A 21,618-nucleotide genomic window follows, 5' to 3' on the forward strand; every position below is an offset into this window, starting at 1 on the left:
TCGCTGAAAATCGATGGAAATGCCTTTTGCATGCAAAACCCGAACCTGAACCCCGTCGCCGTTAGCCCGGAACTGCCGCCTATTCCGCGCCAGCAACTCCATGACACCGTCGTCGATCATCTGCGGCGGTTCATCGTGGAAGGCGTGCTCGAGCCCGGCCGCAAGCTCAATGAACGCGAACTGTGCGAAACCCTGGGCATTTCGCGCACGCCGTTGCGCGAAGCGCTGAAGGTGCTCGCGTCCGAAGGCTTGATCGAGATTTCGCCGAATCGCGGCGCCTCGGTCTCGAAGATGTCGGAGGCGGAACTGCGCGAGACCTTTGAACTCATGAGCGGACTCGAAGCGTTTTCAGGCGAACTGGCTTGCGAGCGGATCACCGCGGCCGAGATCGCCGAGATCAAGGCGCTGCACTACGCCATGCTCGCCTGCCGCGCGCAGAACGACCTGGCCGGTTACTACAGCCGCAATCAGGCGATTCACGACAAGATCAACGAAGCGGCGCGCAATTCGGCGCTGCGGCAAACGTATATCGCCGTGAACCGCCGCTTGCAGGCGCTGCGGTTTCGCTCGAACTTCGAGACCCCGAAGTGGGATCGCGCGATTCATGAGCACGGCGAAATGCTCGAAGCGCTCGACGCGCGTGACGGCAAACGGCTCGCGGCGATCTTGCGGCAGCATTTGCTCGCCAAACGCGACGCGGTGTTGAGGATTGGGGATGCGCCTTCGGCGCAGGAATAATAGATCGGCAACCGAGCCGCTACCGACCCGATCCGTTGCACACGCAACGACACGCCGTTACTTCTCCGCCGACTCCAGAAAACTCTGCGCCAGCTGCTTCCTCAGGTGATCTGCCGCGGGCGAGAGCCTGCGGCCCACGCGCGTGACCATCTGGCTTGAAAAGCCCGCTGCAATCGGATGATCGATTGGCACGGCCACCAGTTCGCCCAGATCGATGCCGCGGCGCGCCGTGATCGACGACATGAACGCCACACCGAGCCCGGCGGCCGCGAGCGTCTGCGCCGTATTGAAGAGATCCACGCGATAGGCGGGCATCACATTCAGGCGCGCGTCGTCGAACAGCGACTGCACGAAGTGCTGCACGCCGAACGACTCGGTCATGAAGATCAGTCGCTCGCCGGCGAGTTCGGCGGGCGCCACCTTCTGCAACTTCGCAAAGCGGTGCGAGGGCGCGACGAGCGCGCAAAGCGGCCGCGACGCAAACGGATGAATGCGCATGGCGGGGTCGTTGGAGGTGCGTGTGCAGAGGCCGATATCGACCACGTCGTCGCGCACGAGCGAGAGCACGACCGGCGTCGGCCCCGAGCGGATCTCCACGAGAATGTCGGGGTACGTCATCGAAAATCGCTGCAGCGCTCGCGCGATCAGATTGCCGATGAAGCCCTCGCCCACGCCTAGCGCCACGCGCCCGCGCCTCAAGTGCCGGTACTCCTCCAGGCGCGCGGCCAGATCGCGCTGGCGGCGCTGGCCGTCGCGATAGTGATCCACGAGCACCTGACCGATCTCGGTCACGGCCACGTTGCGCCCGCGCCGCTCGATCAGCGAAAAGCGCAGCCGCCGCTCCAGCGCCGCCACCTGGCGGCTGATGACCGATGCGTTGACGCCCAGCGCCTCGGCGGCCATGCGCACGCCGCCCGCACTCGCGATTTCGGCCAGATAGCGCAACGGCCGCTCGCCGATATCGTCAATCGCGCCTCGCGCCGCATCTTCCCGATCTGCTTTTCCCCGCACTGCGTGGCTCCTTTTGCGCGCATTGCCCTGCTGCGCCGCGACAATCAACCGTTGACTTCAAGTCAACATTTTCGGTGCTTTTCCGTCATGGGTCGAGTTTTTCGTCGATGCAATACTCGGCCTTCGGCTTTTGCCCAAACCAATTCCAATAAGGAGTCCCCGTGAGCGAGCACCACTACTGCGAAGTCGCCGACCTGGCCGAAGCCCGATCGGAACTCGACGAAATCCGTCATCACCTCCACAAGCACCCTGAACTCTCGTACGAGGAAGCCGACACGTCGCGCTTCGTCGCGGACAAGCTCGCAGCCTGGGGCTACGATGTCACGCGCCGCGTGGGCGGCCACGGCGTGGTGGCGTCGCTCAAGGCGGGCACGAGCGCGCGCACGGTAGGCGTGCGCGCCGATATGGACGCCCTGCCGATCCAGGAGCTGACCGGCCTCGACTATGCAAGCGTGCACGCGGGCAAGATGCACGCATGCGGCCACGACGGCCACACCGCGGTTCTGCTCGGCGCGGCGCGCCAACTCGCCAAAACGCGCAACTTCGACGGCACGGTCCACCTGATCTTCCAGCCCGCCGAGGAAGCCGGCTCGGACAGCGGCGCCGAGCGCATGATCGCCGACGGCCTGTTCGATCGCTTCCCCTGCGAAGCGATCTTCGGCCTGCACAATCATCCGGGCGTGCCAACCGGCACGTTCGGCTTTCGCGCCGGCCCGCTCATGGCCGCGTGCGACACCGTCAAGCTGCGCGTTCACGGCAAGGGCGGCCACGCGGCACGCCCGCATCTGGCCGTGGACCCGGTGCTCGTGGGCAGCAGCATCGTGATGGCCTTGCAGTCGGTGGTGTCGCGCAACGTCGACCCGAACGAAGCCGCGGTCGTGACCGTTGGCGCGTTCCGTTCGGGCCATGCGCCGAATGTGATTCCCGAAGACGCCGTGCTCGAAATGAGCGTGCGCTCGTTCTCGCCCGAAGTGCGCGCGACGCTCGAAGCGCGCATCCGCGCGCTCGTCGAGGCGCAGGCGCAAAGCTACGGCGCGAAGGTGGACATCGACTTTATCCGCGGCTATCCGGTGCTCATCAACAGCGAAGCCGAAACCGAATTTGCACGCCAGGTGGCCGAGGAACTGGTCGGGCCGGAGCACGTCATCGCGCCGTTCCCGCCGATCGCGGGTAGCGAAGACTTCGCGTACTACCTGCAGCAGCGCCCCGGTTGTTTCGTACGCCTTGGCAATGGCGAAGGCCGGCCGATGCTGCACAACGCGCGCTACGACTTCAACGACGAGAACCTGACCATTGGCGCTGCGTTCTGGACGCGTCTCGTCGAACGCTTCCTCAGCAAGGACCGTGCATGAACGCCGCCACTGAACCACTTCTGAAAACAGCCGACGAAGTCGCACTCTCGCCTGGCTACCAGCGCAAGATCGTTCTCGCGGCGGTGATCGGCAACCTGCTCGAATTCTTCGACTTCACGGTCTACAGCTATTTCGCGCTCACGATCGGCCATCAGTTCTTTCCGGCCGACAGCCAGGTCACGTCGCTGCTGCTCGCGTTCGCGGTGTTCGCCGTGGGCTTCGTCATGCGCCCGCTCGGCGGCATCGTGCTCGGCCGCTACGCCGACCGCGCGGGCCGCAAGCCGGCGCTCACGCTCACCATCCTGCTGATGGCGGTGGGTTCCGCGTCCATCGGTCTTGCGCCCACTTATGCGCAGATCGGTATCGCTGCGCCGCTGCTCATCGTCCTCGCCCGCCTCGTTCAGGGCTTCGCGCAAGGCGGCGAATTCGGCGCGGCAACGGCCACGCTGCTCGAAATGGGCGGACAAGCGAGCCGCGGCTTTCGCGCAAGCTGGCAGCTTGCCAGCCAGGGCGCGGCGGCGCTGCTCGGCTCGGGTCTTGCGGCAAGCCTTGGCTTTCTGCTCTCCGCAGAGACGATGCATAGCTGGGGCTGGCGCATTCCGTTTCTGCTCGGCACGCTCATCGCGCCGGTCGGCATCTATCTGCGCCGGCACATTCGCGAGGAGCCGCCCGCACAGCGCGTGGTCGCGGACCGCAACGACCCGAAGCGCGGCCTGTACGTGCGCAACTGGTTCCTCACGATCTTCGCGGTCATGGGCATGTCGGTGTCGACGTACGTGATGATGTACTACATGCCGACCTACTGCATTCAATACCTGGGACTGCCACCGAAGATGTCGATCCTCGCGGGCGTCGCGTCCAGCACGATCTCGCTCGTGATGTGCCCGATCTACGGCGCGTGGTCGGACCGCATGGGCCGGCGCAAGCCGCTCACGGTGATCGGTCGCGTCGCGCTGATCCTGCTGCTCTACCCGGCGTTCTGGCTCATGACGCACTTTCCTTCGCTGCCGGTCGTGCTCGGCGCGCTCATCGTGCTCATGCTCTGCTACACGATGGGCTCCGCGCCCGCTTACGCGTTGATGCCGGAAAACTTTCCGAAGCATCTGCGCGCAGGCTATATGTCGAGCGCGTACGCGATAGCGGTGTCGGTGTTCGGCGGCACGGCTCAACTCGTGGCCGGCTGGCTCATCCATGTCACGGGCAGCAAGATGGCGCCCGCGTGGTACATGATCGGCTGCGTGCTGATTTCGCTCATCGCCGTTTCCTTGTTCGAGGAAACCGGCAACAAGGTAATCGACTGAACGGTCGACCCACAAGAACGCCGCTTTGAAAAAAGGGCGGGCGAACGCGGATTGCGTAGCCCGCCCTTTCGCTTCTGAAGCCTGAACGACTGAAGGGTCGAACGGCAATTTCCCGCCAGCGCTCCGAACTTGCGTTATCCGTCATGGCCGCCTATATTGGCCTTTAATGGTTGCGAGTCGCAACCAATCGCAAGAAGACCATAGCGGAGTCCCTCATGGATTTTGTCGACGTGCCCGCCCAGCCCCGCGAGACGACCATTCTCGAGCTGCGCGAGTTCTCGCGGCGGCTCGTGCGCGAACTGGGCTTCATGCGCACGACGCTCGCGGACAGCGATCTCGCCCCTTCCGCCGTGCACGCCATCATCGAGATCGGCGCGCAGCCTGGCATCAATGCGCGGGCGCTGGGCGATATCCTGCGGCTCGACAAGTCGAATACGAGCCGCCAAGTCGCGCGGCTCGAGGCGGCCGGTCTCGTCAAACGCAAGACCGCCGACGACGACGCGCGCTCCTCTGAACTGAGCCTGAGCGCGGCGGGCCAAAAGCTGCGCGCAAAGATCGACCGCTTCGCCACGGACCAGGTTTCCAATGCACTGCGCCGGCTGGTTCCCGCCGATCAACAGGCGCTCGTGCGCGCGCTCGCGCTCTACGCCGACGCGCTCGCGCACGACAACCCCAACGAGGAAAGCACGACAGCGTCGACAGCGGGCGTACAGGTCGTGGAAGGCTACCGCCCCGGCTGTATTGGCGACATTGCGAGTCTGCACGCGCGGTTCTACGCAGCGAACTGGGGCTTTGGCGCTTACTTCGAAAAGAAGGTAGCGACGGAGTTGGCCGAATTCGCCGGCGCGTTGCCGGCGCAAGGCCGTGCGCTGTGGCTCGCGGTGGAGCGCGATCGCATACTGGCTTCGCTTGCCATCGACGGAAACGAGCACGGCAACGCAGGCGTCGCGCATCTGCGCTGGTTCATCGTGGACGACTCGCTGCGCGGCACCGGGATCGGCAGGCAGATGATGACGAGCGCGATGCAGTTCGTCGATGCGCACTACGCCGAGACTTACCTGTGGACGTTCAAGGGCCTCGACGCCGCGCGGCATCTATACGAGTCGTTCGGCTTCGAACTGGCGGAGGAACTCGAAGGAAGCCAGTGGGGCACGCAGGTCACGGAGCAGCGCTTCGTGAGGCGCCGCGCCCGCTAACTGGCACTGCCCGGCGCCCGCGCGTTTCAGGCATGCGCAGCGACACGATCACCGAAATCGCCGCGCAGAGTCCGCTTCATTCGACATGCGTGTCTCCTCCTCTTGTTCCTCAAAATGCCGGGGTGTGGGCGTTCAGTCCTTCGGTGCGTACTCGCGATCGAGCCGGTCGAAGAGCGGCTTGTTCACGAGACGTTGACGCTCGGCGAACGGCGCGACGATATTCGCATCTTCGTCGAGACGGCCGTTCGCGCGCAATTGCCCGAGCGCCCGCTGCATGCCGACCACCGCGCCTTGCAGTGCCGCGTTCGCGTACAGCACCAGCGCGTAGCCGAGGCCCGCCAACGCTTCGCGCGACTGCACCGGCGTCTTGCCGCCAATCACGATGTTGATGAGCTGCGGGGCGTCGATGAGTTTCGGCAGGCGCTCGATGTCCTCGAGCTTTTCCGTGGCTTCGATAAAGAGAATGTCCGCGCCCGCCTCGATGAACGCATGGCCGCGCGCAATCGCGTCTTCAATACCGTGCACGGCGGCCGCGTCGGTGCGCGCCATGATGAGCAGGTTGCCGTCTTCGCGCGCGTCCACGGCCGCGCGAATCTTGCCGACCATCTCGCTTGCGCCGATCACTTCCTTGTTGGCGAAGTGGCCGCACTTCTTCGGCATGATCTGGTCTTCGAACTGGATCGCGTCGGCGCCGCTGCGCTCGAGCGTGCGCACGGTCTGACGCACGTTCAGCGCGTTGCCGAAGCCCGTGTCGGCGTCGACGATGAGCGGCAGGTTGACGGCGTCGCGCACGCGCGCCGTGTGCTCGGCAATGTCGGAGAGCCCGACGAAACCGAGATCGGGCAGGCCGAACGACATGTTGGTCACGCCCGCACCCGTGAGGTAGAGCGCCTCGAAGCCGGCGTCCTCGATCACGCGGGCGCTCATGGCGTTGAAGGCGCCCGGCACGAGCAGGCCGCGGCGTTCGTTGACCTTGGCGCGGAAAGCGGCGCGGCGCGCGGCAGTAGAGGTGGTCATGGCGATGGCTCCGTTCAGTTGATTCGTTCAGTCGGTTTTCAGATGGCTCAGACATTCGCACGACGTATGCCAAGCGGCAGAAGCCCAGCCCAAGCCAAACAAAACAATACCTCAGCTGAAGGCAACTGAGCCAAACCACGGAGTCGCGCGGAGTATCATGACGAACTGATCGACGCGTCGATTGAACGCGCATCGAACCTGCCGCGGAACCTGCCATCGTGAACTATTTCAATGTCCTGCTCGCGCTTTCGGGCGTGCTGCTTCTGAGCGTCGCCAGCCCGGGACCGAACTTCGTCATCGTCACCTCCACGGCGGTGGCTTCGCGCCGCGCGGGTCTCGCGACCGGCCTGGGCCTCGCCGCCGCTTCAGGCACGTGGGCGTGGATCGCCATCGCGGGCTTGAGCCTGATCGTCGCTCATGTCGCGTGGATCGGCACCGGGCTGCGCGTCGCGGGCGCGGCCTATCTCATCTGGCTCGGCGCGAAGATGCTCCTCACCGCGCGCCAACCCCTGGAGGTCTCGACGCAGGCGGGCGCATCGGGTTGGGCGGCCGCGAAAAAAGGCTATGTCGTCAGCATGACGAATCCCAAGGCCATTGCGTTCTACGGCAGCATCTTCGCGTTGATGGTGCCCGCCGCCGCGCCGCGTTGGCTCGAGGTGGCCGTCGTCGTGATCGCCATTCTCATCTCGTGCGCCTGGTATTGCACGATGGCCCTGCTCGCCTCGCATCCCTCAGTGCGACAGTTCCTCGTTAGGCGCAAAGCCGCGCTCGACTCGGTAGTGGGCGTTGTGCTGATCGGGCTCGGCGGGCGCATGCTCGCAGGGCGCTGAGCTAGCCCACGCAGTGATGGGCGGGCGCATCGCTTCACAATGGCTGCGTGCGTCGCTGCTGACGTTCGCGCTCGCAGTGTCGTCCTTTCTGGCCCACGCGCAAAGCGCGCCCAAGGTCGTCGACATTCCAACGCGGCCCGGCGTCACCCAGCGCTTTCTTTTCATCACGCCGGAGGCGCCGAAGGCAGTTGCGATTCTTTACGCAGGCGGGCATGGCGGCCTGCAACTGGACCCGCAGGGAAACTTCGGCTGGGGCGCCAACAACCTTCTCGTGCGTACCCGCACGCTGTTCGTTGACGACGGCGTTGCCGTGGCGGTCGTCGACGCACCGAGCGACCGGCAGTCGCCGCCCTACCTGGACGGCTTTCGCCTCACGCCCGAACACGCCGAGGACGCGCGCGCCGTGATCGCATGGTTGCGTGCGCAACTACACGTGCCGGTCTGGCTCGTCGGCACGAGCCGCGGCACGCAGTCGGTGGCGGCCATCGCCATTGCGCTCGCGAATAGCGCAAATTCGAACGCAAACCCCGGCGCAGGCCCCGACGGCATCGTGCTCACCTCGACCATCCTGCGCGAAAACCGGGGCGGCGACCCGGTCACCGGCATGAACCTCGCCGCGCTCGAGATTCCCGTGCTCGTGGTGCACAACAAGGACGACGCCTGCAGGCTGTGCCCGGTATCCGATACGGACGCGCTCATGCAAAAGCTCACGCAATCGCCAAGAACGAAGTTGACGCTCGTCTCCGGTGGTACTTCACGCGGCGAGGCGTGCGGGGCGCTTGCGTATCACGGCTTCAACGGCATCGAAAGCGAAGTCGTGCATGACATCACTTCGTGGATGCTGGCGCCTTGAGTGCGCCGCGAACACGCGTTGGCGACGCTTGCGCACCGCGTCGCGCCTCGTCCTTCAGCCAATCACGAAACGCCACGAGGCGAGGCAGACTCGCGCATTCGGGCCGATAGACCACGTAATACGCCAGCGCCGATGTCAAGGTGACTTCCGGAAAGAGACGCACGAGCCGGCCAGCGGCCAGATCGTCGCGCACCATGACGCTGCGCGCGAGCGCGACGCCGTGGCCCTCTATCGCGGCTTGCAGCACCGCAGCCGAGTTGTTGATCTTCATGCCGCGGCTGGCTGGTGCGAGCGTCACCCCCACGCTCCCGAACCACGCCTGCCACGAAGCAAAGCCCGCATGGCTGTCCACGGAGAGATCGTGAATGAGCGGCGCGCGGGTGAGATCGCGCGGCGCGCGCCATTTGCCGGCGCGGCGCACGGCAGGCGAACAGACGGGGTAGATCTCCTCGTCCATGAGCTTTTCGGCAGCGAGCCCCGGCCACGCGCCCGCCCCATAGCGCACGCCGATATCGACGCCCTGCGCAACGAAGTCGAGCAGTTTCAGGCTCGTGTCCAGACGCACGTCGGTGTCCGGCCACTCGGCCTGAAAGCGGTCGATGCGCGGCAGGAGCCATTTGGCGGCGAACGCCGGGCTCACCGTGACCGTCAGCACGCCGTTCGCCGATCCTTCCTTCAAGCGCTCCAGCCCGAGGCTCAAGCGATCGAACCCCGCGCGGATGTCGGGCAGCGCACGCTCGGCCACTTCCGTCGCCACCAGCCGCGCGCGTCCGCCGCTGCTGCGTACGAACAGGGGCGTGCCGAGCCAGTCTTCGAGACTGCGCACGAGCTGGCCAACGGCGGCAGGCGTCACATTCAACTCGGCCGCCGCGGCAGAAAAGCTCTGATGCCGCGCGCTCGCTTCGAATGCGCGCATGGCGTTGAGGTAGACCGGCGTCTTCATGATCTAAAGTTTTTCTATCAATGAGACACAGAATATCTGATTTGTGGCGGCATGAGCACGGGAACAGAATGGGCGCTGTAGACGTAGCGGCAGATGGGTTCCATTGCGCCAGCGTCGCCCTCCATTCCGTGACTTCGAGGAGTCCACCATGACCCATAGTTTTTCTTTTGATTTTGCGTCCAAGGTCGCCATTGTTACCGGCGGCGGCTCCGGCATCGGCAAGGAAGTCGCCGCGCGGCTCGTAAAGGGCGGCGCGCGCGTCGTCATCGGCGGGCGCGACGAGGCGAAGTTGCGTGAAGCGGCTGAGCAAATCGACCCTTCGGGCGCGAGCGTGCGCTTTCATGCCGGCGACATCGCGTTGCCCGCCACTGCGGTTGCGCTGGTGGACCTCGCAACCGAGGCGTTCGGCGGAGTCGACATTCTCATCAACAACGCCGGCATTTTCCGGCCCAAAGCGTTTCTCGACGTGACCGAGGCCGAATACGACGGCTTTCTCGACACGATCCTCAAGGGCAAGTTCTTCATGGCGCAGGCCGCTGCCAAAGCCATGCTCAAACGCGGCGGCGGCGCCATCGTGCAAACAGGTTCGCTCTGGGCGCTGCAGGCCATCGGCGCCACACCTTCCGCGGCCTATTCGGCGGCGAATGCGGGCGTGCATGCGCTCACGCGCAATCTCGCCATCGAACTCGCGCCCGCGCATATCCGCATCAATACCGTCGCGCCGGGCGTCGTGGAAACGCCGGTCTATCGCACCTTCATGACCGAGGACGAGGTCAGCAAAACGCTGCCGGGGTTCAACGCGTTTCATCCGCTCGGGCGCAACGGTCAGCCCGCGGATGTTGCCGAGGCCATGCTCTTTCTCGCCTCGCCCCACGCCTCGTGGATCACGGGCACCGTGCTGCCCGTGGACGGCGGCGTGATGGCCGGCCGCCACGCCTGATCTGATCCCGCTCTCGTGCGCGGCAATTGCAATTGCCGCGCGCCGCGCTTGTAATTTTTCTACCCCGCTCCCCTCTTTCAGCCTCGCACCGGCGCGCCCCGGCTCGCGCCGAGGCTGCGCCCATCGTTCATTCCCGATAAGCCGCCATCACGATCCACATGTCGCGCTCGCCGTTGCTCACTTCGGCGGCCAGCGCGTAGCGATCGTGCGGGGTGCAAGCGTTTTGCAGCGCCTTGCGCGCCTGCTCCGTGTTCTCGTACTCGCGCCTGGCCAGCGGCCGCACCTCGTTGCGGCCCTCGAACATCTTCTGGTCCTGGCGGTAGATGAGCGTTTCCGTTTTCCATGCACGAAAGCATTCCCTCACATGCTGGAAATCGCCGCCGCAAACATTCACTTCGTAGCGTGGGGTTGACTTCATGATCGACTGCCTCCTTTGCCGGTTCGGAGCGCGCGAGCCGTTTTCCTCACGCCTCGCGCGCACACCTGCGTCGATGCATGGAGCATGCCGGGCCCTGCTGCGCGCAGCAGGCGGTGATTGCCCCCGTTAAGAAAGCGAATCGAAAGCTTTGCAAAGCGTCCGGCCGCAAGCTCTCCGGCAAAATCGCAGGCTTTTCCACGCCGCCATTGGGGTCTAGCCTAACTCTTATATAAGACATAAGACATTTGACGTTAGACGGCATTCCAATTAAAATTGCGCTCAAAGCAGTGCCTGGAAAAGCATCGAAGCGCCCGAAAAGCCTTCGCCTTCAAACGCAATACCAGTAGGTCCCCCAATGCTTGAAAACTATCGCGCTCACGTAGCCGCACGCGCCGCGCTCGGCATTCCCCCCCTGCCTCTCACGGCTCAGCAGACCGCCGAACTGGTGGAACTGCTGGCAAACCCGCCCGCGGGCGAAGAGCAAACGCTGGTCGACCTGATCACGAACCGCGTGCCCGCAGGCGTTGACGAAGCTGCCCGCGTGAAGGCTGGCTTCCTCGCCGCCGTGGCCAAGGGCGAAACCGCCTGCGCGCTGATCTCGCGCGCTCGCGCCACCGAACTGCTCGGCACGATGCTGGGCGGCTACAACATCGCCCCGCTGATCGAACTGCTGGCCGACGCCGAAGTGGGCACGGTGGCCGCCGAGTCGCTGAAGAAAACCCTGCTGATGTTCGACCAGTTCCACGACGTCAAGGAACTGGCGGACAAGGGCAACGCCAACGCCAAGGCCGTGCTGCAAAGCTGGGCCGACGCCGAGTGGTTCACGAGCCGTCCGGAAGTGCCGCAAAGCCTGACCATCACCGTGTTCAAGGTGACGGGCGAAACCAACACCGACGACCTGTCGCCGGCCCCGGACGCCACCACGCGCCCGGACATCCCGATGCACGCGCTCGCCATGCTGAAGAACGCGCGCCCCGGCATCACCCCGGAAGAAGACGGCAAGCGCGGCCCGATCAAGTTCATCGAATCGCTGAAGGAAAAGGGTCACCTGGTCGCCTACGTGGGCGACGTGGTCGGCACCGGCTCCTCGCGCAAGTCGGCCACCAACTCGGTGCTGTGGTTCACGGGTGAAGACATCCCCTTCATCCCGAACAAGCGCTTTGGCGGCGTGTGCCTGGGCAGCAAGATCGCTCCGATCTTCTACAACACGATGGAAGACGCCGGCGCACTGCCGATCGAACTCGACGTGTCGCAGATGGAAATGGGCGACGTCGTTGAGCTGCGCCCGTACGAAGGCAAGGCCATCAAGAACGGCGCAGTCATCGCCGAATTCACGGTCAAGTCCGACGTGCTGTTCGACGAAGTGCGCGCCGGCGGCCGCATTCCGCTGATCATCGGCCGTGGCCTGACCTCGAAGGCGCGTGAAGCGCTGGGTCTCGCACCGTCGACGCTGTTCCGCCTGCCGCAACAACCGGCCGACAGCGGCAAGGGTTTCTCGCTCGCGCAGAAGATGGTTGGCCGTGCATGCGGCCTGCCGGAAGGCCAGGGCGTGCGCCCGGGCACGTACTGCGAACCGAAGATGACCTCGGTCGGCTCGCAGGACACCACGGGCCCGATGACCCGCGACGAACTGAAGGACCTGGCGTGCCTGGGCTTCTCGTCGGATCTCGTGATGCAGTCGTTCTGCCACACGGCAGCGTATCCGAAGCCGGTCGACGTCAAGACGCACCAGACGCTGCCGAACTTCATCAGCACGCGCGGCGGTATCGCACTGCGTCCGGGCGACGGCGTGATCCACTCGTGGCTCAACCGCATGCTGCTGCCCGACACCGTCGGCACCGGCGGCGACTCGCACACGCGCTTCCCGATCGGTATCAGCTTCCCGGCAGGTTCGGGCCTGGTCGCCTTCGCGGCCGCTACCGGCACGATGCCGCTGGACATGCCGGAATCGGTGCTCGTGCGCTTCAAGGGCAAGATGCAGCCGGGCGTCACGCTGCGTGACCTCGTCAACGCGATTCCGCTGTGGGCCATCAAGGCCGGCACGCTGACGGTCGCCAAGCAAGGCAAGAAGAACATTTTCTCGGGCCGCATCCTCGAAATCGAAGGCCTGCCCGACCTGAAGGTCGAGCAAGCGTTCGAACTGTCGGATGCGTCGGCTGAGCGTTCGGCTGCCGGTTGCACGGTGCACCTGAACAAGGAACCGATCATCGAATACCTCAACAGCAACATCACGCTGCTGAAGTGGATGATCGCCCAGGGCTACCAGGACCCGCGCAGCCTCCAGCGCCGTATCAAGGCGATGGAAGCGTGGCTCGCCGACCCGCAATTGCTGCAACCGGATGCGGACGCAGAATACGCTGCCGTCATCGAAATCGATCTGGCCGACATTCACGAGCCGATCGTGGCCTGCCCGAACGATCCGGACGACGTGAAGACGCTGTCGGACGTGGCCGGCGCCAAGATCGACGAAGTGTTCATCGGTTCGTGCATGACCAACATCGGTCACTTCCGTGCCGCGTCGAAGCTGCTCGAAGGCAAGCGCGACATTCCGGTCAAGCTGTGGGTCGCGCCGCCGACCAAGATGGACCAGAAGCAGCTGACCGAGGAAGGCCACTACGGCGTGTTCGGCACGGCGGGTGCGCGTACCGAAATGCCGGGCTGCTCGCTGTGCATGGGTAACCAGGCACAGGTGCGCGAAGGCGCAACGGTCATGTCGACCTCGACGCGTAACTTCCCGAACCGTCTGGGCAAGAACACGAACGTGTACCTCGGCTCGGCGGAACTGGCAGCGATCTGCTCGCGTCTGGGCAAGATCCCGACCAAGGAAGAGTACATGGCCGACATGGGCGTGCTCAACGCCAACGGCGACAAGATCTATCAGTACATGAACTTCGACAAGATCGAAGACTTCAAGGAAGTGGCCGATACGGTGACGATGTAAGTGTCATGTTGGAGTACGGTGCGGGGGTTTTGTTGTAGCGCCCCACCGTAGCGCCACGCAATGGCGCCGCAGGCTCAATGCCTGCGGCGCCATTTTTCATTTCAGCGAGGATTACCGGAACCAACAACTGCCCGAACCACCCACGTGATGCGTGCAACCCGCGCGCCGGGACGGATTCGGCCTGAACGTTCGAGTTCTGCGAGCCCATGCAGGGCGGCCCAAAACGCCTCGGTCACGTCTTCGACATCGGTGCAAAACGGCGCGACGACCGATGCAAGCGCTTCGAAACCCGCGCGCAGTTCTGGCCGCGTCTCGGCCTCAGCAAACAGCAGATTCGTCGGCAGGGTAAACATGGCCTCGTAGAGTGCAGGACAACGCAAGGCAAAGCCGAGATAGGCCATGGCGACATTTTCGAGGGCGTTCTGTTGCCCGGTCGATCCACGCGCTACGTCCTGAAGCGCGACGGCAAGCTCCTGGAAACCCTCGACGGCAACCGCTGCCACGATTGCATCCCTGTTCTCGAAATGCGAGTAGAGAACCGGCTGGCTATATTCGATCTCTTCGGCGAGGCGGCGAACCGTTACGGCATCCCAGCCTTCGCGTTCAGCGATCAACCGCGCTGCCGCGACGATGCGCGACTCGCGCTCTGCCCGTTGCCTGCCCTTGCGCTCCGCGATACTCAACTTTTCGTCTCCCTGACTGCGATGGTCCACATGCCTCGCGATGATACGGAAGCTTGAAATTCTAGCAATGCTAGATTATATTCCGCCACTACACCCCGAAGCATAGGACTACGCGATGCGTCAGCTTTCGATTGGACTAGCGCTGTTCCTCGCCGTCGCGATTATCGTGATCGGAACCCTATATCTTGTGAGGCCAAGGACTGCGACACGCAGTTTCGGCCTGCCGCTTCCCGAAAACGGCGCCAACATGGCCTGGTGGCTTCGCCTCAAGGGCGTGCGCGACATTGCGTCGGGATTGGCGGTGCTCGCGTTCATGGTGTGGGGCACGCCTCTGGCGATCGGCATCCTGCTGCTTGCGCAAGCCTGCATCCCTGCGGGCGACATGCTGGTCATTCTGGCGGCGAAAGGCTCCGCCAAAAGCGCCTTCGGCATGCACGGCGCGACAGCCGCGGTGATGGTCTTCACGGCAATGTCGCTGCTGATGGGCGGGCGCTGAGATGATCCATACGCTTTCGATCTGGCTTCTCGTTGCCGGCTTCTTTGGCGCGGGCGTCTTCAACGCGATCGGCACGCCCGCGGCGCAAAGCGATTTCGCCCGGTGGGGTTACCCGCGCTGGTGGGGCCGGTTGACCGGCACACTGGAAGTGACGTGCGCCCTGCTGATTGCGCTTCCCGCCAGTCGCATGGCTGGCCTGGCGCTTGGGGCGCTAATCATTGCGGCTGCGGTTTTGACTGTTCTGCGTCACCGCGACTTCACGCACCTGGTGCCGCTTGGTGTCTTTGTCGCCGTAATCACGCTTGCAGGCCTATCGACGTGAACTGTGCGCCGATTGCGTCCCGTGCAATCAGCGCACGAACCGGATGTCCTGCCTGTTTGCCACCGCGGTGGATTCAACCGTTCCCGCCGTGAAAGAGCGTTAGCTTGTTCGATACCGAAGTGACGCCCTGCACCGAACGCGTAACCTCTTCCGCCTGGCGGATCTGATCGCCAGTGCGAACCGTTCCGCTCAGCGTCACGGCGCCGCTACGCGCGCGAACGAAAACGCCGGAAACGTTGAACCCTTGCGCTCTGGACAACGCACGCCGCACAGCACGGGCGAGTGCGCGGTCCGACTTCGTCGCGCTGGGCGCTGCCTGCGTCGTGGACGGCGCCATCGACGCGTCCATTGGCGCACTCGCCGACTGGGCTTGAGCGATCCCAGCAGCGGTCAACAGAAAAAACGCACACAAGGCGTATCGCAGGTTCGATTTCATGACCACCTCCTGTCGTTGCCGCGCAGAGATGCAGCGGCCGCAATCCATATTGCACCTCCATGCGCACACTTGCTCCGGCGGCGCGCAAAATGGCCGAATTTTCCCGCTCGTTCATCGTCCGTTTTACCCCGTTCTACCGCTGGATCAGACTAAAACGCTAATGGTTAGCGGAAATCGCGTGAACGCTTCACGTCCTTTGCTTCCATGTCGACCGCGCCGCTGCGCGGCAATTCACGCGGCGTTTCGGGCGTTTCGCTTTGCACCATGCCCTCCTTGAATCCCTTCACCGCACCGCCCAGATCGCCGCCAATGTTTCGTAGCTTCTTCGTACCGAAAATTAGCGCCACGATTAGGAGAACGATCATCCAGTGCCAAATGCTCAATGAACCCATAGCTGAAATCCCTCACTTTCCCGTCGCGCGCTGCGCTCGCGACAAATAACATGAACCTTGCGGCCCGCCAGGCGCTATTGGAACGCGAGGGTGTATCCCAGTCATTTCATGAATCGATCGTTTTGTAGACGCATGTACCGACGCACGCAGTCGATACACTCCAGTACAAATCGAAGTGTGTAATATCGACTGCAACGTTTCTTTGGGAGCCGTCCCATGCTGAGGGTACTTGAACCTGGCGACTACTTCGGCACCACCTCCCAGCAATACGGCGATGACGGCATCTCGGTCGTGGAGACGCATTTCGCAACGGATCTGATCATCCCGCAGCACGAACATGTGAATCCGTTTTTCTGTTTCGTGCTGGACGGGCGTGGTACACGATCCTGGCCGACACGCCGTGGCGAGGACGGCCCGATGTCACTGACGTTTTTCCCCGCGGGCGTACCGCATGCAAATTGTTGGTACGGGTCCGGCGGACGGGCACTCCATCTCGAGTTTTCGCCCGCGTGGCTGCAGCGGCTTGGTGGCCGCACACGGGTTCTCGATCGTCCGGATGACTTTGCCAGCGGAGCGCCGCTGTCGTTCATGCGCCGCCTGGTGCGCGAGTGCCGCGAGCAGGATTCGGCTACGCCGTTGGCCGTGGAAGGTCTGGTACTCGAACTTCTTGCAGCGTGCGAGCGGTCCGTCCCGCGTGCGGCAACGGTTGTCGGTGCGCGTCGATGGCTCGGCCGCGTGGAAGCATTGCTGCACGATCGCTTTCGCGAGTCGTTGACGCTGGATGAAATTGCTTCGGACAACCACGTTTGCGCCGACCATCTCGCACGCGAATTCCGCAAGCACTTTGGCTGCACGGTGGGTGAGTACGTGCGCCAGCTTCGGATTGACTTCGCCTGCGATCAATTGACCCGTCGCCACGATTCGCTCGCAGCCATCGCCCAGGCCGCCGGCTTCACCGACCAAAGCCACTTTACGCGCGTCTTTCGTCGCCGGATGGGTCTGACACCCGGCGCGTACCGCGCGCAGCTGCTCGAAGATCGCTCCCGTACCAAAGACTGACGCTCCGGTGCAAGACCCACAGAACGCCTATCGCCTAGAGTGGCTCGCATGTTCCATACGAACCCGCGCACGAACCAGCGTTCATGGAGATTGATGTGAGCACCGATGCCTTTCCGTATCTGACCCGTATTAACGTCCTCCACTCATTCGGCGAAATCATCGACATTCCTGCCCTCGTGGCGGCGAACACGCATCCCTGGTACAACCAGACGCTCTGTGAAGTGAATCAGTCGGTGGTTCGGCTGGGCGTCGTGCAAGGCGAATATCACTGGCACAAACATGACGCAGAGGACGAGTTCTTTTATGTCGTGAGCGGACGCTTTCTGATTGATCTTGAGGACCGCCTTGTGGAGTTGAGTCCGGGACACGCTTTTGTCGTACGTAAAGGCCTGCTGCATCGCCCGCGAGCGCCAGAGAAAACGGTGATCCTGATGGTCGAGGCAACGGGAATCGTTCCTACTGGCAACGCGTGATGTCTCGCTGCTATTCAGCGACGGCATAAAAAACGCCGTTTGCAATCGTCAAATCAGTGAACTGAGGCCAGAAAAAAGGCTTGTTCGCAACGCAGAGGCGCGCTCGCCACCCCTAGAATTTGATCGTGTATTCACGTTACACAACGCCCAAGCGTCCGATCCCCAATCGGATCGCTTTCTCCTATCGGATTTCCGGTTAATTCAGCATGACACGGCTCGCACGGCACTACGTCCCAGAACAACCGCAGCACGTTATCTTGCAGGGGCTCACAGGGCCCGCATTTCTCGACGAAGGAGACTATCTTTACTTTCTCGCCTGCCTGGCGGACGCCGCGCGCGTTGCCGATCTGGCAGTCCACGCGTGGGTGCTCATGCCCGACGCGGTGCAGTTCCTCGTCACGCCTTCATACGAGTCGAGCGTGGCCATGGCGATGCAGGCGGTCAGCCGTCGCTATGTCGAAACTTTCAACCGCCGCCATGGACGCCGCGGTACGGTGTGGCGTGGCGGGTACCACGCAACCGTGATCGAGCCCGACCGCTATTTCCTGCTCGCAAGCCAGGTCATCGATCATGCGCCGGTGCGCGCTGGCCTCGCGGCCGAACCGGGAAACTACGCGTGGTCGAGCTACTCGCACCACGTCGGGCTGCGCGTCGATCGCTTCATCAAGGAACATCCGCTCTATCGCGCGCTCGGCAATACGCCGTTCGAGCGCTACGAGTCATATCGCGATCTGGGCGCACAGCCTCTTGATGAGCGCGAGGTCGATAATCTGATGCAGTCCACGCTCAAGGGTTGGGTGCTCGGCAGCGCCGCGTATTGCGAGTGGGCGGCGCAGACAGCCAACCGGCGATTGACGCCGCTACTGCTGCGCGACCGCCCGCCCAAGGTTCGCGCGGCAAGCGCCTTTGCGCACGAAGGCAACTAAGGAAGAAGCCAGGAAACCTTGCTCGTTTGGGAGGTGCAATGCCTGGCGACTATCCACGCCGCTTCGCAGCACGCTTGTGCTGAGGCTGCTGCGCAGCGCGAAGTTCGGACGCGTCGAGAAAGAAGTCCCGGTTGCCGGCCATGCGCTCGACCATGAAGTCGATGAACGTCTTCACGCGCAGCGATTGTTCAGTTCGATGCTTATAGTAGATGTAAATCGTGCCGTATTCGGTGGCGTGCTCCACCAATAACGGAATGAGCCGGCCGCTGCGAATATGCGTCGTGGCGTTAAAGCTGCCCAACTGCCCGATGCCGAGCCCCGAAAGCACAGCCTGCGTTTCCAGTTCCGTATCGTTCACGCAAATGGCGGCGGGCACGTCGCGATAGACGATTTCGTCGCCGATACGGAACTGCCACTGTGCAAGCTTTCCTGTGTTTGCGCGGCGATACCCGGTGCAGCGATGTTGAGCGAGTTCCTCAATCGTGCGCGGCGCGCCATTGCGCTCGATATATTCCGGCGAAGCGCACACGATCAGCTGAATCGGCACCAGCCGGCGTGCGATCGACCCACCCGAAGGCGGCGGTCCACCGCGAAATCCCACGTCGGAGCGGTCGGTCACGAGATCCGTGAATTGATCGTCGAATTGCACTTCGAGTTGCACGTTCTGATAGCGCTTCTGGAATTCCTCGAAGTACGGCCACAGGACCGGGAGCCCGAATGCACGCGGCGCGCTCACGCGCAGCATGCCGGCCACATCCTCTTGCGAACGCCGGGCCTCGTCGAGCGCAGACGACAGAATGGCGAGCGCCGGCTCCACGCTGTTGAGAAGCCGCTGGCCCTCTTCGGTCAGGCTCAACTTGCGGGTGGTCCGATGAAAGAGCCGCACGCCCAGTTCCTTCTCCAACTGCATCACCGCATGGCTCGCGGCCTGCGGTGAGATGCCTTGATCGACCGCCGCGCCGCGCAGGCTTCCGAGCGCCGCGGCCCGCACGAAAGTGGTGATCGCACGAATTTCGTTCATTTCCGGAGCCCCCGATTCGCAAGCAAACGTTGATTATCACTCCAGTAATATACGGCTAGTTCGTGTCAATCGTCGCGCTTACCATGGCGTCACCTCATCACACACGTAGGAGAGACATCATGGCTGACGCTCAACAAGGTGGCTTCAAACGCGTATGGTTCATCACCGGCGCTTCGCGAGGCATTGGCGCATTGATTGCCGAAGCAGCCCTCGCAAACGGCAATGCTGTCGTGGCCGCCGGACGTAACGTGCAGGCTATCGTTGAGCGTCTGGGCGAGTCGGCTGCGTTGCTGCCGGTTGCGCTCGACGTGACCAACGAGGCACAGGCCAAGCAGGCAGTGCAGTTGGCGCTCGAGCAATTCGGCCGCGTCGATGTGCTCGTTAACAACGCCGGCTTCGGTCTGCTCGGTGCGATCGAAGAATCCGCCGACAAGGACGTGCGCCGCATGTACGACACGAATGTATTCGGACTGCTGAACGTCACGCGCGCTGTGTTGCCGACGATGCGCGCAAACCGCGCGGGTCACGTGATCAATATTTCATCGATTGGCGGCTATCGGGCCGCGGCCGGATTCGGCGTGTACTCGTCGACGAAGTTCGCCGTCGAAGGCATTACGGAAGCATTGCATGCCGAACTGAAACCGCTGGGCATTCACGCAACCGTTGTCGAGCCGGGGTATTTCCGCACCGACTTTCTCGATGCGTCCTCGCTGGTCGTGGCGCCCGAAGTCATCGCCGATTACGACGAAACCTCGGGCGCGGTTCGCCGCAAGGCCGTGCAAATGAATCACAATCAGCCCGGCGACCCGACGAAGCTCGCTGCCGCATTGATCACACTCGTCGACGCGGCTAACCCGCCGCTGCGCCTTCCGCTCGGTACGGACACCCTGGCCGCCATCGCTGCGAAAAATGCTTATGTGACGCAGGAAACGCAAACGTGGAACGACCTGTCTGCGTCGACCGATTTCGCCGCATAACTGGCGCGCCCGGGTAGGACCGCTCAGCGACAGCAGGCGGAATCAGTAGCGCGCAAGCTGGCTGCCGTTGACCTGCACGCGGTCGCCCGGGCGCAGGTCGCCGGGCGTCGGCACGTTGAACGCGCGGGTGGAGCCGTCGCTCAGTTGCACGTCGATCTGGAATCCTGCGGGCTGGCCCATCTGCTGACCGATCTGGTTGCCCGCATAAGCGCCGCCCAGCGCGCCGATGACGGTAGCGGCATCGCGGCCGTGGCCGCCGCCGATCTGGTTGCCGAGCACGCCACCAGCCAATGCGCCGACCACGGCCCCGGCGATGCCCGATGCGCCAGTCGCGCTACTCAAGGGCTGAATCCTCGAGATCGTGCCGTACTGCGTGCCATATTGGTTGCCGTATTGCGAGTTGTACTGCGAACCGTACTGGCCGTTGCTTTGCGTGTCATACGGCTGTTGCGGCGCGGGCGGCGGTACGTAGGCGGGTTGCTGCACGGTGCCCGGTTGTGCATAAGCAGGCTGGCTGTACTGGGCCTGGTAGCCTTGCTGTGCGCCGTACGGCGTGTATCCCGGGGCAACGCATGCCGACAACGAGAGACTTGCTGCGGCGACAAGCGCGGCAGTGAGAACGGACCTGGTAGAGAACATGGGCATCACAGTGTGGTTCGCATTGCCGCCGCGCCGGGCACGACAAGCGTAAAGAGGAAGGCGACAAGCGCGGCAGTATACGGAAAGCGCGTACAAACGGGCGCTTCGCGACGGTAACAACGTGTAAAGTCCGTTGCTGGGTGAACGGCGCGGGCGCTTTCTTCACTTCGTACTGCGCCGGGTCCGCCGAGTGGCCTAAGACAAGATGAACGCGTAAGTCACGCGCGCCCGTCGCATCGTGCCGCTAGCGTTGCGCCCATCACACGCGTGGAGACGCACTATGAATCGCTACCCAACGTTGCGCCCTGCGCTGACCGCGTTGGCGCTCCTGTTGACTGCCTGTACCGCCGGCGGCATGCCGCAAAGCGGGCCGCATCTGAGCCCAACGCAGTGCCGCGACCTGGCCGCGCTTAAACGCAACGCGCCTGCGACGATGGCGCAACACCAGAGCGAACTCGCAGCTCTGAGAAAAGCGGGCTACAACCCGTCACCATGGAACGACCCCTACTATCCCGCGGATCTGGAGGCGGCGCAGCGCCGGGTCGACGATTGGTTCAACACGGAGTGCCCGCCGTTTCATCCTGGATGAGATGACGCGATCCAACGACTTCCGTCGCGAGACTATGCACACCATGACGTAATACGTTGCGCGCG

General features: G+C 63.5%; 24 protein-coding genes. 15 read left to right on the forward strand and 9 right to left on the reverse strand.

What is annotated here, in order from left to right; genetic code table 11:
* Positions 1-30 precede the first annotated feature (30 nt).
* Complete coding sequence (locus U5A58_RS24185) at positions 31-738, forward strand: GntR family transcriptional regulator (protein WP_321913285.1); 708 nt, start codon at positions 31-33, stop codon at positions 736-738.
* Between the two features lie 57 nt (positions 739-795).
* Here U5A58_RS24185 and U5A58_RS24190 read toward each other — a convergent pair whose 3' ends face one another.
* Positions 796-1,749 (reverse strand): LysR family transcriptional regulator, encoded by a 954-nt coding sequence (locus tag U5A58_RS24190; RefSeq protein WP_321963343.1) that lies wholly within the window; start codon positions 1,747-1,749, stop codon positions 796-798.
* A 161-nt stretch (positions 1,750-1,910) separates the two neighbouring features.
* On the opposite strand from U5A58_RS24190, the gene U5A58_RS24195 reads away from it, so the two are divergent.
* From U5A58_RS24195 to U5A58_RS24205, 3 genes are all read left to right on the forward strand, one after another.
* Positions 1,911-3,101, forward strand: coding sequence for a M20 aminoacylase family protein (locus U5A58_RS24195; protein WP_321963344.1), 1,191 nt, complete (start codon positions 1,911-1,913; stop codon positions 3,099-3,101).
* A complete protein-coding gene (locus tag U5A58_RS24200) occupies positions 3,098-4,402 on the forward strand; it encodes an MFS transporter (protein WP_321963345.1) in 1,305 nt (434 codons plus the stop codon). The genes U5A58_RS24195 and U5A58_RS24200 overlap by 4 nt, the downstream gene beginning before the upstream one ends.
* A 215-nt stretch (positions 4,403-4,617) precedes the next feature.
* Positions 4,618-5,598: a helix-turn-helix domain-containing GNAT family N-acetyltransferase gene (locus U5A58_RS24205; RefSeq protein WP_321963346.1), complete on the forward strand. Its 981-nt coding sequence runs from the start codon at positions 4,618-4,620 to the stop codon at positions 5,596-5,598.
* 132 nt (positions 5,599-5,730) lie between these two features.
* On the opposite strand, the gene U5A58_RS24210 is transcribed toward U5A58_RS24205, so the two are convergent.
* Entirely contained in the window at positions 5,731-6,615 is an 885-nt protein-coding gene (locus U5A58_RS24210) for an oxaloacetate decarboxylase (protein WP_321963347.1), read from the reverse strand.
* Positions 6,616-6,833: 218 nt separating this feature from the next.
* Between U5A58_RS24210 and U5A58_RS24215 the strand changes: the two genes are divergently transcribed.
* Both U5A58_RS24215 and U5A58_RS24220 read left to right on the forward strand, forming a co-directional pair.
* Positions 6,834-7,445: a LysE family translocator gene (locus U5A58_RS24215; protein WP_415774286.1), complete on the forward strand. Its 612-nt coding sequence runs from the start codon at positions 6,834-6,836 to the stop codon at positions 7,443-7,445.
* A gap of 16 nt (positions 7,446-7,461) precedes the next feature.
* A complete protein-coding gene (locus tag U5A58_RS24220) occupies positions 7,462-8,298 on the forward strand; it encodes an alpha/beta hydrolase (RefSeq protein WP_321963348.1) in 837 nt (278 codons plus the stop codon).
* On the opposite strand, the gene gcvA is transcribed toward U5A58_RS24220, so the two are convergent.
* Complete coding sequence (gene gcvA / locus U5A58_RS24225) at positions 8,273-9,241, reverse strand: transcriptional regulator GcvA (protein ID WP_321963349.1); 969 nt, start codon at positions 9,239-9,241, stop codon at positions 8,273-8,275. The two genes, U5A58_RS24220 and gcvA, sit on opposite strands and share 26 nt — an antisense overlap.
* Positions 9,242-9,389: 148 nt before the next feature.
* Here gcvA and U5A58_RS24230 point away from each other — a divergent pair, with 148 nt between their 5' ends.
* On the forward strand, positions 9,390-10,181 hold the full coding sequence (locus U5A58_RS24230) for an SDR family oxidoreductase (protein ID WP_321963350.1): 792 nt from the start codon (positions 9,390-9,392) through the stop codon (positions 10,179-10,181).
* A gap of 127 nt (positions 10,182-10,308) precedes the next feature.
* Here the strand turns inward: U5A58_RS24230 and U5A58_RS24235 are convergent, their stop codons facing one another.
* Entirely contained in the window at positions 10,309-10,599 is a 291-nt protein-coding gene (locus tag U5A58_RS24235; RefSeq protein ID WP_321963351.1) for a hypothetical protein, read from the reverse strand.
* A gap of 355 nt (positions 10,600-10,954) precedes the next feature.
* On the opposite strand from U5A58_RS24235, the gene acnB reads away from it, so the two are divergent.
* Positions 10,955-13,540, forward strand: a complete 2,586-nt coding sequence (acnB, locus tag U5A58_RS24240) for a bifunctional aconitate hydratase 2/2-methylisocitrate dehydratase (RefSeq protein ID WP_321963352.1) — start codon at positions 10,955-10,957, stop codon at positions 13,538-13,540.
* Positions 13,541-13,641: 101 nt separating this feature from the next.
* Here the strand turns inward: acnB and U5A58_RS24245 are convergent, their stop codons facing one another.
* On the reverse strand, positions 13,642-14,223 hold the full coding sequence (locus tag U5A58_RS24245; RefSeq protein WP_321963353.1) for a TetR/AcrR family transcriptional regulator: 582 nt from the start codon (positions 14,221-14,223) through the stop codon (positions 13,642-13,644).
* 115 nt (positions 14,224-14,338) lie between these two features.
* On the opposite strand from U5A58_RS24245, the gene U5A58_RS24250 reads away from it, so the two are divergent.
* Complete coding sequence (locus tag U5A58_RS24250) at positions 14,339-14,719, forward strand: DUF4267 domain-containing protein (protein ID WP_321963354.1); 381 nt, start codon at positions 14,339-14,341, stop codon at positions 14,717-14,719.
* Position 14,720: 1 nt separating this feature from the next.
* Positions 14,721-15,041 carry a DoxX family protein gene (locus U5A58_RS24255; RefSeq protein ID WP_321913272.1) on the forward strand — a complete coding sequence of 107 codons (321 nt, stop codon included), beginning with the start codon at positions 14,721-14,723 and terminating at the stop codon, positions 15,039-15,041.
* A 73-nt stretch (positions 15,042-15,114) separates the two neighbouring features.
* On the opposite strand, the gene U5A58_RS24260 is transcribed toward U5A58_RS24255, so the two are convergent.
* Together U5A58_RS24260 and tatA are read right to left on the reverse strand one after the other, a co-directional pair.
* Positions 15,115-15,525 (reverse strand): BON domain-containing protein, encoded by a 411-nt coding sequence (locus U5A58_RS24260; protein ID WP_321963355.1) that lies wholly within the window; start codon positions 15,523-15,525, stop codon positions 15,115-15,117.
* A gap of 116 nt (positions 15,526-15,641) precedes the next feature.
* A complete protein-coding gene (tatA, locus tag U5A58_RS24265) occupies positions 15,642-15,869 on the reverse strand; it encodes a Sec-independent protein translocase subunit TatA (protein WP_321963356.1) in 228 nt (75 codons plus the stop codon).
* Positions 15,870-16,085: 216 nt separating this feature from the next.
* On the opposite strand from tatA, the gene U5A58_RS24270 reads away from it, so the two are divergent.
* The 3 genes from U5A58_RS24270 (at position 16,086) to U5A58_RS24280 (ending at position 18,327) form a co-directional block, all read left to right on the forward strand.
* Positions 16,086-16,928, forward strand: coding sequence for an AraC family transcriptional regulator (locus U5A58_RS24270; RefSeq protein WP_321963357.1), 843 nt, complete (start codon positions 16,086-16,088; stop codon positions 16,926-16,928).
* Between the two features lie 95 nt (positions 16,929-17,023).
* Positions 17,024-17,401, forward strand: coding sequence for a cupin domain-containing protein (locus U5A58_RS24275; protein WP_321963358.1), 378 nt, complete (start codon positions 17,024-17,026; stop codon positions 17,399-17,401).
* Between the two features lie 206 nt (positions 17,402-17,607).
* The gene (locus tag U5A58_RS24280) at positions 17,608-18,327 is read left to right on the forward strand and encodes a transposase (RefSeq protein WP_321963359.1); all 720 of its coding nucleotides are present in this window, start codon (positions 17,608-17,610) and stop codon (positions 18,325-18,327) included.
* Positions 18,328-18,376: 49 nt separating this feature from the next.
* Here the strand turns inward: U5A58_RS24280 and U5A58_RS24285 are convergent, their stop codons facing one another.
* A complete protein-coding gene (locus U5A58_RS24285) occupies positions 18,377-19,348 on the reverse strand; it encodes a LysR family transcriptional regulator (RefSeq protein ID WP_321963360.1) in 972 nt (323 codons plus the stop codon).
* A gap of 119 nt (positions 19,349-19,467) precedes the next feature.
* On the opposite strand from U5A58_RS24285, the gene U5A58_RS24290 reads away from it, so the two are divergent.
* A complete protein-coding gene (locus U5A58_RS24290; protein WP_321963361.1) occupies positions 19,468-20,325 on the forward strand; it encodes an oxidoreductase in 858 nt (285 codons plus the stop codon).
* A gap of 42 nt (positions 20,326-20,367) precedes the next feature.
* Here U5A58_RS24290 and U5A58_RS24295 read toward each other — a convergent pair whose 3' ends face one another.
* Positions 20,368-20,973, reverse strand: a complete 606-nt coding sequence (locus U5A58_RS24295) for a glycine zipper 2TM domain-containing protein (protein WP_321913409.1) — start codon at positions 20,971-20,973, stop codon at positions 20,368-20,370.
* Positions 20,974-21,244: 271 nt separating this feature from the next.
* On the opposite strand from U5A58_RS24295, the gene U5A58_RS24300 reads away from it, so the two are divergent.
* A complete protein-coding gene (locus U5A58_RS24300) occupies positions 21,245-21,553 on the forward strand; it encodes a DUF4148 domain-containing protein (protein ID WP_321963362.1) in 309 nt (102 codons plus the stop codon).
* Positions 21,554-21,618: the final 65 nt, after the last annotated feature.

This window comes from Paraburkholderia sp. J7 (assembly GCF_905220155.1).
In the GTDB taxonomy this organism is placed as follows: Bacteria; Pseudomonadota; Gammaproteobacteria; order Burkholderiales; family Burkholderiaceae; genus Paraburkholderia.

Bases quoted from the DNA above. Each gene is read 5' to 3' on its own strand.
- U5A58_RS24220 (WP_321963348.1), top strand. From the start codon at position 7,462: ATGGGCGGGCGCATCGCTTCACAATGGCTGCGTGCGTCGCTGCTGACG.
- U5A58_RS24285 (WP_321963360.1), bottom strand. From the start codon at position 19,348: ATGAACGAAATTCGTGCGATCACCACTTTCGTGCGGGCCGCGGCGCTC.
- U5A58_RS24255 (WP_321913272.1), top strand. From the start codon at position 14,721: ATGATCCATACGCTTTCGATCTGGCTTCTCGTTGCCGGCTTCTTTGGC.
- U5A58_RS24205 (WP_321963346.1), top strand. From the start codon at position 4,618: ATGGATTTTGTCGACGTGCCCGCCCAGCCCCGCGAGACGACCATTCTC.
- U5A58_RS24290 (WP_321963361.1), top strand. From the start codon at position 19,468: ATGGCTGACGCTCAACAAGGTGGCTTCAAACGCGTATGGTTCATCACC.
- U5A58_RS24210 (WP_321963347.1), bottom strand. From the start codon at position 6,615: ATGACCACCTCTACTGCCGCGCGCCGCGCCGCTTTCCGCGCCAAGGTC.
- U5A58_RS24280 (WP_321963359.1), top strand. From the start codon at position 17,608: ATGACACGGCTCGCACGGCACTACGTCCCAGAACAACCGCAGCACGTT.
- U5A58_RS24300 (WP_321963362.1), top strand. From the start codon at position 21,245: ATGAATCGCTACCCAACGTTGCGCCCTGCGCTGACCGCGTTGGCGCTC.
- U5A58_RS24200 (WP_321963345.1), top strand. From the start codon at position 3,098: ATGAACGCCGCCACTGAACCACTTCTGAAAACAGCCGACGAAGTCGCA.
- U5A58_RS24185 (WP_321913285.1), top strand. From the start codon at position 31: ATGCAAAACCCGAACCTGAACCCCGTCGCCGTTAGCCCGGAACTGCCG.
- U5A58_RS24260 (WP_321963355.1), bottom strand. From the start codon at position 15,525: ATGGATTGCGGCCGCTGCATCTCTGCGCGGCAACGACAGGAGGTGGTC.
- tatA (WP_321963356.1), bottom strand. From the start codon at position 15,869: ATGGGTTCATTGAGCATTTGGCACTGGATGATCGTTCTCCTAATCGTG.
- U5A58_RS24270 (WP_321963357.1), top strand. From the start codon at position 16,086: ATGCTGAGGGTACTTGAACCTGGCGACTACTTCGGCACCACCTCCCAG.
- U5A58_RS24250 (WP_321963354.1), top strand. From the start codon at position 14,339: ATGCGTCAGCTTTCGATTGGACTAGCGCTGTTCCTCGCCGTCGCGATT.
- U5A58_RS24235 (WP_321963351.1), bottom strand. From the start codon at position 10,599: ATGAAGTCAACCCCACGCTACGAAGTGAATGTTTGCGGCGGCGATTTC.
- U5A58_RS24230 (WP_321963350.1), top strand. From the start codon at position 9,390: ATGACCCATAGTTTTTCTTTTGATTTTGCGTCCAAGGTCGCCATTGTT.
- gcvA (WP_321963349.1), bottom strand. From the start codon at position 9,241: ATGAAGACGCCGGTCTACCTCAACGCCATGCGCGCATTCGAAGCGAGC.
- acnB (WP_321963352.1), top strand. From the start codon at position 10,955: ATGCTTGAAAACTATCGCGCTCACGTAGCCGCACGCGCCGCGCTCGGC.